Source organism: Streptomyces sp. NPDC056734 (assembly GCF_042790455.1).
Classification (GTDB): domain Bacteria; phylum Actinomycetota; class Actinomycetes; order Streptomycetales; family Streptomycetaceae; genus Streptomyces.
Map to the genome: position 1 here is coordinate 86,744 of NZ_JBHTZD010000027.1, position 11,008 is coordinate 97,751.

Below are 11,008 nucleotides of genomic sequence, written 5' to 3' on the forward strand. Positions count from 1 at the left end.
GCCGGATTCAGGGCTGCCGATCATGCCCCCACCTACGCGCCTGGGATGCCCCACCGACGCCCCTTGCGGACGCCCCGCCACCCTCCCCACGGCACAAAGACACCCCCTATGCCGCCCTCAGGGCAGAAGCCCGCACGCGTGTGACACATTTCCCGCCGACAGGGCCTCCCTCGCCCCTCAGCCCCTCCCCGGTTCCGCCACCGCACACCCCGCCCGCCCCGGCCCAGGCCCCGCCCCCCGCCGGATCTCGTACCCCGGCAGCCCGGCCCGCCCCAGCACCCAGCTCGCCCCGTCGAGCGCCTTGGCGGCCTTCTTCAACGGCGCGAGACACGCCGCCGCCTCCCGGTGATCGGTCACACTCCCCGGCCCGCACACCACCGTGGCCAGCGATAACGTCACCGTCAGCCCACCCGCCGACCAGGGCACGTCCAGCACCGAGGCAGCCAGCGGATCCAACCCCTCCGGATCAGCGAGGACCAGGAAGTCGTCCCCGCCGATGTGCCCCACGCGCATACTCCCGGACGCCACCCGCTGCACCGCCTGTCCCACCGACCGGATCAGCTCGTCCCCGGCCGCGAACCCCGCCCCGTCGTTCACCTGCTTGAAGTGATCGACATCGAGCCAGCTCAGGGTGAACGTCCAGCCTTCCGCGATCCGCCGGTCCACCTCACCCGTGATCGCGTCGGACCCCGGCAGCCGCGTCAGCGGATTGAGCCCGGCCGCCTCCTCCACCCGCGTCTCGGACAGCGCCCGTACGAGATCGGCGAGCCGCACGACCCCCACGCACCGCCCGTGGTCGTCGACAACAGCCACATCGTCGGACGTACGCGCGCGGTCCCCGTCGGCCACCACGTCCAGCACCTCCCACGCGGTGGCGTGCACCCCCACCGTCCGCGGCGGATCACCCAGCTTGGCGGCGGGCCGGTCCGCGTACAGGGCGTGCCCGTAGCGCCCCGACATCGACAGCAGGAACCGCGAGCGGTGCACCGACCGCACCGGCACCCCGTCCCGGTCCACCAGCAGCACCCCGGAGATGTCCGGCGACCCGGTCAGCAGTGCCCGCACCCGCCCGGCGGACGCGGCGTCCGGCAGCAGCGCCGCGGGCCGTACGAACTCCTGTACCGACGGCCCTGACCGTGGCGCCACGCCGGGCGCGGGGGAGCCCTGCGGCACGTACACCTCCGCCACCGGCAGCCGGGCCGGCGGCGCGAACAGATCACCCTGCGCCAGCTGCGCCCCCGCCGACTGCGCCGCCGCGCACTGGAGTTCCGTCTCCACGCCCTCCACGGCGAGCAGCGCGCCCATCTCCTCGCACAGGGTGCGCATCGACTTCACCGCCGGGCGACGCGCCAGCAGCGACGCGTCGAGCTTCACCAGGTCCGGCGCCAGGTCCGTGAGCAGCCGCAGCGGCACATCCCCGTCCCCGACCCCGTCCGCGCTGATCCGGAAACCCTGCTCCCGCAGCGCGCCCACGGCCTCCAGCAGCGCCTGCTGCGGCACGTGCGTGTAGGGCGGGCTGACATCCAGCGTGACCTCCCACGGCAGCCGCCCGGCCCGCCGCACCGCGTCGTGCAGCGGCGTCAGCCCACCGAGATCGGCGAGCGTGCCCGCGAACACATTGACATGCAGCGGCAGCATCGTCTCCTTGCGCACCGCCGCGCGCAGCGCCAACACCGTGAGCGTGCCGTCGAGTTCCGGGTCCCGTCGTGCCTCGGCCAGGATGTCGCCGGCCTCCGGGCGGGCCAGGATCTCCAGTGCGACGATCCCCCCGGTGGTCAGATTCACCACGGGCTGGAACGCGAAGCGGAGAGAATCCGTCCAGGAGCGCACGCGAGCATGATGACGCCAAAGGCGTACGTCCAAGGGCAATTCATAAGACGTTCACGCAGGATTCCGAGCAGATCGCACAGCGTGCGAATCCTCTGCCGGTCCTGGTGATGAGGACCACGGGCGCGGTGCACACGACCGAAGACTGAGCACCACGTACCGAGGAGCCCGAAGCAGTCCCCGTCCCCGCTGAACCAACCGGCGACCACCGGAGTTCGTACACCTCCCTCATTTCCGCGTGTCGCGAAAGTCCCTCACCAGCGGCCGATACCACCCGGCCGACGACACAGCCCGGAGTAACGCCTTCCAGGTGATCGGATACAGTCCGCGACGTGTCCGAGAACCCACACCCCAACTCCGCGCCCGATTCCCACTGTTCGCGCTGCGGAGCGCCCTACGGAGAGGGCGTGACCGGCTGGCCCCGCACCTGCGCGTCGTGCGGCACCGTTGCCTACCGCAACCCGCTGCCGGTCGCGGTGGCCCTCCAGCCCGTGTACGACACGCAGGGCACCGCCCTGGTCGTCATCACCCGCACCATCGCTCCCGCGCGGGGCGGCATCGCCCTTCCCGGCGGCTTCATCGACGACCGCGAGGACTGGCGCCACGCCGTCGTCCGGGAGCTGAAGGAGGAGACGGGCATCGACGCAGCCACCCGCGACGTCCGCCTGGCCGATGCGATGAGTTCGCCCGACGGCCATCTGCTGCTGTTCGGTCTCCTTCCGGAACGCCCCGCCGAGGGCCTGCCCCCGTCGGCGGCCACGGACGAGACCGAGGGCTGGCACCTGCTGCGCAGGGCGGACGAACTGGCCTTCCCGCTGCACACCCTGGCCGCCAGGGCCTGGTTCGAGGGCCGCTACATCTGATCCCGCTCCTTCGGCAGCCCGCGTACCCGAACCGGGTGGGGCGGCTCGACCGGGCCGTCCTCCCGCTCCCGCTCGACGACCACGCGCGAGCCCTGCCAGCGGGTGACGTACCGCTCGATCTCCGGCTCGTCCCACCCGTCCCCGCTGTCCGCCACCACCAGCCCGCTCCCGGTACGCCCGCGCGCGGGCGCCCACACCTCCAGCTCCAGCCCGCCGTCCGCACCCCGCACCGGAAGAACCGCACCCGCGCGAGCCAGCACCGGAATACGCGCCAGGGGAGCATCCACGAACACCCTCCCAGGCCCCTCGTACGACACCTCCGTCGCCGTGTCGTACCAGCGACCGCGCGGCAGCCGCACCGCCCGCCGGTCCGCGCCCGCGTCCATCACCGGAGCCACCAACAGCGCGTCGCCCAGCAGAAACGCATCCTCACAGTCGCGCAACGCCCGGTCCTCCGGCGCCCCCCACCACAAGGGCCGCACATAGGGCGCACCCGTCCGCCGCGCCAGATGCGCCAGCGTCACGAAGTACGGCATCAGCCGCCTGCGCTCGACAAGCGCCTCGCGCGCGTGCCCGAGCACCTCGGGCCCGAACGCCCACGGCTCGCGCCGCCCCGCCCGCAGACCCGCGTGCGTACGGAACAGCGGCAGATAGGCCCCCAACTGGAACCACCGCAGATACAGCTCCGGCGACGGAAAGCCGTCGAACCCGCCCACATCCGGCCCCGAATACGGCACCCCGCACAACCCGAGCCCCATGACCAGCGACAACGAGGCCCGCAGTCCCGGCCAGCCCGTCGCCACATCCCCCGACCAGGTGCCGCCGTAGCGCTGCATCCCGGCCCAGCCAGAGCGGGAGAAGACGAACGGCCGCTCCTGCGGGCACAGCTCGCGCAGCCCCTCGTAGGCCGCCCTCGCCATGCACAACGCGTACACGTTGTGCGCCTCCCGGTGGTCGCCCCCACGGCCCTCCAGCGCGTGCCGCGCCGACCTCGGCAGCGTGGACTCGCCGAACGCGGTGAACGACGTCGGCTCGTTCATGTCGTGCCAGAAGCCCGAGAAACCCTGTCCCAGACGCTCCGCATAGAGCCGGCCCCACCACGCACGCACGCGCGGGTGCGTGAAATCCGGGAAGACCGACTCCCCGGGCCACACCACCCCCCGCACCACCTGCCCCGAGGCGTCCCGCACGAAGGCGTCCTCGGCCGTCCCGCCGTCGTACACCGCGTTCCCCGGCTCCGCCTTGACCGCCGGGTCCACGATCGACACCAGCTGGATCCCGTCCCGACCCAGTTCCTCTGCGAGTCCCTCCAGCTTGGGAAAGCGCTCGTGATCGACCGTGAACACCCGGTGCCCGTCGAAGTGGTCGATATCGAGATGCACGGCGTCCAGCGGCAGCCCGTGCTCCCGGTACCCGGCCACGATCCGGCGCACTTCCTCCTCGCTGCCGAACCCCCACCGCGCGTGATGGTGCCCCAGCGCCCACACAGGCGGCAGCGCGGGCGCACCGGTGAGCGACGCCCAGCACAGCAGCACGCGCGCGGGCGTCCCCACCATCACCCAGCAACGCAGCGGACCGCCGTCCATCCGCAGCTCGCTCCCCCCGGCCCGGTCGTGCCCCGACCCGGCCCCCTCCTCGCCCTCCGTCAGGGTCACCGACCCGTCCCAGGACGTGTCGTGGAAGATCAAGTGCGTGGACGCGTCCGCCACCACCAGCTGCACCGGCATCGTGAGATACAGCGGATCCTCGTCCGGCCCGAAAGCCCGCCCCGGATCCGTGTTCCACAGACGGTACGTCCCGTCCCGCAGCCGCGGCCCCGACGCCCGCCCGCCCAGCCCGAAGAACCGCGCGTCCGCCGCCACCTCCGACCGCTGCATCCAGCGGGCCACACCCCCCTGCACCGGCTCCCACCAGCGCGGCGGCTGCTCCCGGCGCAGCGTGACCCCACCCGGCGTGAGCACCTCGACCGCCCCGTGCCGCGAGATCACCAGCGTCACCCGCTCCGCCACCACCCGCCAGCCGCCGTCCTTGTCCGGCTCCAGCACCGCCCGCGGATCCGGCTCCGGACACGAGCCGGCCAACGCGTACGACGGCTCGGGACCGGCCCCGTCCCAGCCCCAGAAAACCGTCCCGTTCACCGCCACCATGATCCGCAGCTCCGAGCGCGCGAACCTGATCAGACCGCCCCCAGGACCCGGCTCCACCTCCCCGACCGGCCCCGGCACGCGCGCGCGTTCCGCCCCCCGCTGCGGCAGCCCGACGGCATCCGCCCGCTTCCTGCGCCAAGCGGCCCGTACGGTACGCAACCTGTGGGCTGCCCCCACAGCACCGACCGACTTCACCGAACGCACCAGGTCACGACCATCCATGCTGCTCAGCCTGCCATCGACAGGCCCACCCGTGTGCATCGTTCAACTGCCGTTCACCCGTGCTGGGACCACATATTCATCACGCCGACTATGTGGGCCGGATCCTGGTGTCGGAGTCGATCAAATGGCATCGTCCCTACCAGCCGTGTCGCGCGCCCACCACAGCCCGCGCGCGGGCGACGCAACGACGCGCAGAGTCCCGGGAGCCACATATGTCGACCGCCACCCCACAGCCACTCTGGCAGCCGGATCCGCAGTGGGTCGCCGAGGCGCGCATCACCAGGTTCCAGGCATGGGCGGCCGAACACCACGGGGCCCCCGCCGCCGGCGGCTACCCGGCCCTGCACCACTGGTCCGTGACCGACCTGGAAGCCTTCTGGAAGGCCGTCACGGAATGGTTCGACGTACGCTTCTCCACCCCCTACGCGCGCGTGCTGGGCGACCGCGCCATGCCCGGCGCCCAATGGTTCCCCGGCGCGACCCTCAACTACGCCGAACACGCCCTGCGCGCGGCCGACGACCGCGCGGACGAAACAGCCCTCCTGTGCGTCGACGAAACCCATGAACCGCGGCCGGTGACGTGGGGAGAACTGCGCCGCCAGGTCGGCTCCCTGGCCGCCGAGCTGCGCGCGCTCGGCGTACGCCCGGGAGACCGCGTCTGCGGCTATCTGCCGAACATCCCCGAGGCCGTGGCCGCCCTCCTCGCCACCGCCGCCGTGGGCGGCGTCTGGACCTCCTGCGCCCCCGACTTCGGCGCCCGCAGCGTCCTCGACCGCTTCCAGCAGGTCGAACCCGTCGTCATGTTCACCGTCGACGGCTACCGCTACGGCGGCAAGGAACACGACCGGCGTGACACCGTCGCTGAACTCCGCCGCGACCTGCCCACCCTCCGCGCGGTCGTCCACATCCCGCTGCTCGGCACCGAGGCCCCAGAGGGCGCCCTCGACTGGTCGTCCCTGACCGCCGCGGACGTGGACCCCGACTACGAACAGGTCCCCTTCGACCACCCCCTGTGGGTGCTCTACTCCTCCGGCACCACCGGCCTGCCCAAGGCCATCGTCCACTCCCAGGGCGGCATCCTCGTAGAACACCTCAAGCAACTCGGTCTGCACTGCGATCTCGGCCCCGAGGACCGCTTCTACTGGTACACGTCCACCGGCTGGATGATGTGGAACTTCCTCGTCTCCGGCCTGCTCACCGGCACCACGATCGTCCTCCACGACGGCAGCCCCGGCTATCCCGACCTCGCCGCCCAATGGCGCGTCGCCGAACGCACCCGGGCCACCCTCTACGGCACCTCCGCCGCGTACGTCATGGCCTGCCGCAAGGCCGAGGCGCACCCCGCGCGCGACCACGACCTGTCCTCGGTGCGCTGCGTGGCCACCACCGGCTCCCCCCTGCCGCCCGATGGCTTCCGCTGGCTCCACGACGAGGTCGGCGACAACCTGTGGATCGCCTCCGTCAGCGGCGGCACCGACGTCTGCTCCTGTTTCGCCGGCGCCGTCCCCACCCTCCCCGTCCACATCGGCGAACTCCAGGCCGCCTGCCTCGGCACCGACCTCCAGTCCTGGGACCCCAACGGCAACCCCCTGATCGACGAGGTCGGCGAACTCGTGGTCACCAACCCCATGCCCTCGATGCCGATCCGCTTCTGGAACGACCCCGACGGCAGCCGCTACCACGACAGCTACTTCGACACCTACCCGGGCGTCTGGCGCCACGGCGACTGGATCACGGTCACCTCACACGGCTCCGTGATCATCCACGGCCGCTCCGACTCCACCCTCAACCGCCAGGGCGTACGCATGGGCTCGGCGGACATCTACGAAGCCGTCGAGCGCCTCCCCGAGATCAAGGAATCCCTCGTCATCGGCATCGAACAGCCCGACGGCGGCTACTGGATGCCCCTCTTCGTCCACCTGGCCCCCGGAGCACAACTAGACGAGGCCCTTCTGACCCGCATCAAACAGACCATCCGCGAGCAACTCTCCCCCCGCCACGTCCCCGACGAGGTCATCGAGGTCCCCGGCATCCCCCACACCCTCACCGGCAAACGCATCGAGGTCCCGGTCAAGCGCCTCCTCCAGGGCACCCCACTGGAAAAAGCGGTCAACCCCGGCTCCATCGACAACCTCGGCCTCCTCCCCTTCTACGAGGACCTGGCCCGCAAACGCGCCTGAGCCCCACGAAGTCACCGTCGGCGGCCTCGTCCCAGCCCCGGAGCCGCCGCGGAAAAACCCACCCTGACCTGCCGAAACAACTCACCGGCAGGTCGGCTCGGACGCTCCCCCGAAGCCATTGTCAGTGCCGCCAGTTACTGTGAGTGAGCATTGATCGACTGCACACAGGGGGAAGCCATGGCACACACCGACCACCAGACCATGCGACGCGTCCTGCGCCGCGAAATCGCCGGCACCATCGGCCTGCTCACCGACGAGCACGACTTCCGGAGCATGCGCCGCTACCGCAGCTTCGTCTTCGACGACCACAAGACCTATCTCCGGCAGATCGAAGCCCTGCTCAGGACACGCGCCTCCCAAGGCAGCCACACAACGGTCGCGCTCTTCGACCCAGAGGAGTACGCCAAGTTCTGCACCGCCACCGGCCTGGACCCCGACACCCCCTCCAGCCGCACCCGCTACACCGCGGAACTCGCCGCCACCGGACCGGCCGTCCCCTACAAGGGCCAACCGCTCGACGACCTCGTCCCAGATCTCGTCGACGAAGCCGTCCGCCAAGCGACCTGGGAGTACGCCTCCGCGTGCCTGGCCCGACTGGGCGCCTGCGCCACCTGCGGCGAGGACATCGGCCGTGCCGCCTTCGCCCGCGCGTCCGCCCTCCTGATGCGCGTCCTCGACACGGCACCACCCGGCGACCGGCACCTCGTCTGCACCGTCTCCGGCACACCGGAGATGCTCGCCGTCGTACTCCACGCCGACCAGGACAACACCGGCACCACCCAAGTCGACGAGACCGAAGCCCTGGAGTTCACCACGGTCCTCGCGCTCGGCATCGCGACCCACAGCCCCGGCGGACTCGTGATGCGCACCAGCGCCCCGGACACCACCGACCGGATCTACGGATGGCGGCTGCGCGGCGAAGGACTCGCACCCCTCACCGCGGGCGAGGTCTTCGACGCCTACTGCACCGACGTCGAATCAGGCGACCTCATCTCACCGGAATCCGGCGTCGACTACTCCGTGCCGCCCGACCTCGGAATCGATGGTGAGGACAAGACGACCGGGCACCATCACTGACAGCGCGAGGGGCTCCCCACCGCACGGTGAGGAGCCCCTCGAAACGGAACAGCCACGGGAACCGCTGCCTTGCGGCTACTCGCCGGACAGCACCGCCTGCGCCGCCGCACGCGCATCATCGGCACTGTCCGAAGCCCGCGCGGCAGCGGCGGCCCGCTCGCACTGGGCCAGGGTGAACTTCGCGAGCGTGGCCCGCACATAAGGAATGGACGCGGCACCCATGGAGAGGGAGGTGACCCCCAGACCGGTCAGCACACACGCCAGCAGCGGATCCGACGCCGCCTCACCGCAGACCCCACAGCTCTTGCCCTCGGCCTTCGCCGCCTCCGCGGACAGCGCGACCAGATCGAGCAGCGCGGGCTGCCACGGATCCTGCAACCGCGAGACGGCACCGACCTGACGGTCGGCGGCGAAAGTGTACTGCGCGAGATCATTGGTCCCCAGCGAAAGGAACTCCACCTCCTGGAGCACCGACCGCGCCCGCAGAGCGGCCGACGGAATCTCCACCATGGCACCGAACTTCGCCTGAAGCCCGGCCGCCCGGCACGCGTCGGCGAACGCCTTGGCGTCCGACCGGTCGGCCACCATCGGGGCCATGACCTCAAGGTAGACCGGCAGCCCCTCCGCGGCCTTGGCCAGCGCGGTCAGCTGCGTGCGCAGCACATCGGGATGATCGAGCAGCGAGCGCAGCCCCCGCACTCCGAGCGCCGGATTGGGCTCGTCGGCAGGCGTCAGGAAATCCAGCGGTTTGTCGGCGCCCGCGTCGAGCACCCGCACCACCACACGGCTCTCGGGGAACGCCTCCAGCACCTTCCGGTACGCCTCGACCTGCTTCTCCTCGGACGGAGCGTTCTTACTGTCGTCCAGGAACAGGAACTCGGTACGGAACAGACCGACACCCTCGGCACCCGCCTCGACAGCAGCGGCCACATCGGCCGGACCGCCGACATTGGCCAGCAAGGGCACCTTGTGACCATCGGCCGTGGCACCAGGACCCGTCGCCGAGGTCAGCGCCGCCCTGCGCTCGGCGGCCGCGGCCTCCAGCTGACCTTTCTTCTCCTCGGTGGGGTTCACGAAGATCTCGCCGGACGAGCCGTCCACGGCGATCATTGTGCCCTCGGCCAGCTCACCCGCACCGGGCAGCGCCACCACGGCCGGAACTCCGAGCGCCCGCGCCAGGATCGCGCTGTGGCTGGTCGGCCCGCCCTCCTCGGTGACAAAGCCCAGCACCAGAGTCGGGTCCAGCAGAGCCGTATCGGCCGGCGCCAGATCACGGGCGACCAGTACATAGGGCTCGTCGCTGTCCGGCACACCGGGCATCGGCACACCGAGCAGCCGAGCGACGATACGGTTCCGCACATCATCGAGGTCCGCGACCCGCCCGGCGAGGTACTCACCGGCAGCCGCCAGCAACTCGCGGTACGCGGCGAACGCGTCGTACACGGCACGCTCGGCCGTGCTGCCGGCCGTCACCCGCCGGTCCACGTCGGCCATCAATTCGGGGTCCTGCGCCATCAGGGCCTGCGCCTCAAGCACCGCCTGGGCTTCGCCCCCCGCCAGATTGCCGCGCGCGATCAGGTCCGCAGCCACAGCCTCCACGGCCTGGCGAGCGCGCCCCTGTTCACGCTCCGCCTCCTCCGCAGGGATCTGCTTGGCGGGCGGTTCGAGTACCGCCGTTCCCATGTGCCGAACCTCGCCGATCGCCACACCGTGGCTCACGCCGACGCCTCGCAGCGTTGTCTCCATCTCACCCGTCTCCGATAGTGCGGCGGGTCCCGCCGCCGCGATGGTTGCCCTACTGGCCGTCATGAGGACGGTGCCGACGTCACTGCCAGACGAAGAGACTGTCGCCCGCCTTGATGTCGCCGTCCTCACGCAACTCGGAGAGCGCCTCGGCGGTCGCCTCCAGCGCCACGATCGGGCACACGGGCGACTTGCCGGCGGCCTCGACCGCGGCCGGGTTCCATCGCACGACGGCCTGGCCGCGCGTGACGGTGTCCCCCTTGTTCACCAGCAGTTCGAAACCCTCACCGTTGAGCTGCACCGTGTCGATGCCGAGGTGGGTGAGCACGCCGTGTCCTTCACTGTCCACGACGACAAACGCGTGCGGGTGAAGCGAGACGATGACGCCGTCGACAGGCGAAACCGCCTCACCGGCTTCACGCAAGGGATCGATGGCGGTACCCGGGCCGACCATGGCCCCGGAGAAAACCGGATCCGGCACTGCGGCCAGTCCGATGGCGCGTCCTGCGATCGGGGACGACACGGTGGTCATGGGAAGCCTCCCAGGGGTGGAGATTCATATGGGCCGTCACTGCCTGTCCCGGACGGCGCACTGTTTCAGCAGGGTATGTCATATGAAGTGCCGGTTCCCTACTCGAGGGACGGGTACGCGACCCTAGGGGCGGGCACCAATCGGTTTGCGCCCGCTCCGGAGCCACCTGTACAGTCGTACTCCTGCTTCAGGCTGAGCAACGCACCAGGCGACTCTGCCTAGCAGCACCCAACTTGTCAGATCCTATCCCGGGGTCGCCTTCTGCATGCCCGCAGGACGGTGGTCAGGGGGACGGAAAAACACTGATAGAGTTTGGGAACACCGAAGGGAAGCCCGGAGGAAAGCCCGAGAGGGTGAGTACGAAGGAAGCGTCCGTTCCTTGAGAACTCAACAGCGTGCCAAAAATCAACGCCAGAT

7 protein-coding genes are annotated in these 11,008 nt (G+C 70.7%); 3 read left to right on the forward strand and 4 right to left on the reverse strand.

From position 1 onward, the window contains the following. Positions 1-177: 177 nt before the first annotated feature. Positions 178-1,830, reverse strand: a complete 1,653-nt coding sequence (locus ACFRFC_RS32345; protein WP_382693029.1) for a GGDEF domain-containing protein — start codon at positions 1,828-1,830, stop codon at positions 178-180. A gap of 329 nt (positions 1,831-2,159) precedes the next feature. Between ACFRFC_RS32345 and ACFRFC_RS32350 the strand changes: the two genes are divergently transcribed. Further along, positions 2,160-2,690 (forward strand): NUDIX domain-containing protein, encoded by a 531-nt coding sequence (locus tag ACFRFC_RS32350; protein WP_382693028.1) that lies wholly within the window; start codon positions 2,160-2,162, stop codon positions 2,688-2,690. Here ACFRFC_RS32350 and ACFRFC_RS32355 read toward each other — a convergent pair. After that, complete coding sequence (locus ACFRFC_RS32355; protein ID WP_382693026.1) at positions 2,681-5,059, reverse strand: TIM-barrel domain-containing protein; 2,379 nt, start codon at positions 5,057-5,059, stop codon at positions 2,681-2,683. The two genes, ACFRFC_RS32350 and ACFRFC_RS32355, sit on opposite strands and share 10 nt — an antisense overlap. Before the next feature lie 212 nt (positions 5,060-5,271). Here ACFRFC_RS32355 and ACFRFC_RS32360 point away from each other — a divergent pair, with 212 nt between their 5' ends. Further along, on the forward strand, positions 5,272-7,239 hold the full coding sequence (locus ACFRFC_RS32360) for an acetoacetate--CoA ligase (RefSeq protein WP_382693024.1): 1,968 nt from the start codon (positions 5,272-5,274) through the stop codon (positions 7,237-7,239). Positions 7,240-7,416: 177 nt separating this feature from the next. Then, on the forward strand, positions 7,417-8,316 hold the full coding sequence (locus ACFRFC_RS32365) for a hypothetical protein (RefSeq protein WP_382693022.1): 900 nt from the start codon (positions 7,417-7,419) through the stop codon (positions 8,314-8,316). Positions 8,317-8,391: 75 nt separating this feature from the next. On the opposite strand, the gene ptsP is transcribed toward ACFRFC_RS32365, so the two are convergent. Both ptsP and ACFRFC_RS32375 read right to left on the reverse strand, forming a co-directional pair. Further along, a complete protein-coding gene (ptsP, locus tag ACFRFC_RS32370) occupies positions 8,392-10,062 on the reverse strand; it encodes a phosphoenolpyruvate--protein phosphotransferase (protein WP_382693020.1) in 1,671 nt (556 codons plus the stop codon). A 79-nt stretch (positions 10,063-10,141) separates the two neighbouring features. Beyond that, positions 10,142-10,591 carry a PTS glucose transporter subunit IIA gene (locus tag ACFRFC_RS32375; protein ID WP_382693018.1) on the reverse strand — a complete coding sequence of 150 codons (450 nt, stop codon included), beginning with the start codon at positions 10,589-10,591 and terminating at the stop codon, positions 10,142-10,144. Positions 10,592-11,008 lie beyond the last annotated feature (417 nt).

Excerpts from the sequence above, each read along its gene's own strand:
- ptsP (WP_382693020.1), bottom strand. The coding sequence starts at position 10,062 with ATGGAGACAACGCTGCGAGGCGTCGGCGTGAGCCACGGTGTGGCGATC.
- ACFRFC_RS32375 (WP_382693018.1), bottom strand. The coding sequence starts at position 10,591 with ATGACCACCGTGTCGTCCCCGATCGCAGGACGCGCCATCGGACTGGCC.
- ACFRFC_RS32355 (WP_382693026.1), bottom strand. The coding sequence starts at position 5,059 with ATGGATGGTCGTGACCTGGTGCGTTCGGTGAAGTCGGTCGGTGCTGTG.
- ACFRFC_RS32360 (WP_382693024.1), top strand. The coding sequence starts at position 5,272 with ATGTCGACCGCCACCCCACAGCCACTCTGGCAGCCGGATCCGCAGTGG.
- ACFRFC_RS32365 (WP_382693022.1), top strand. The coding sequence starts at position 7,417 with ATGGCACACACCGACCACCAGACCATGCGACGCGTCCTGCGCCGCGAA.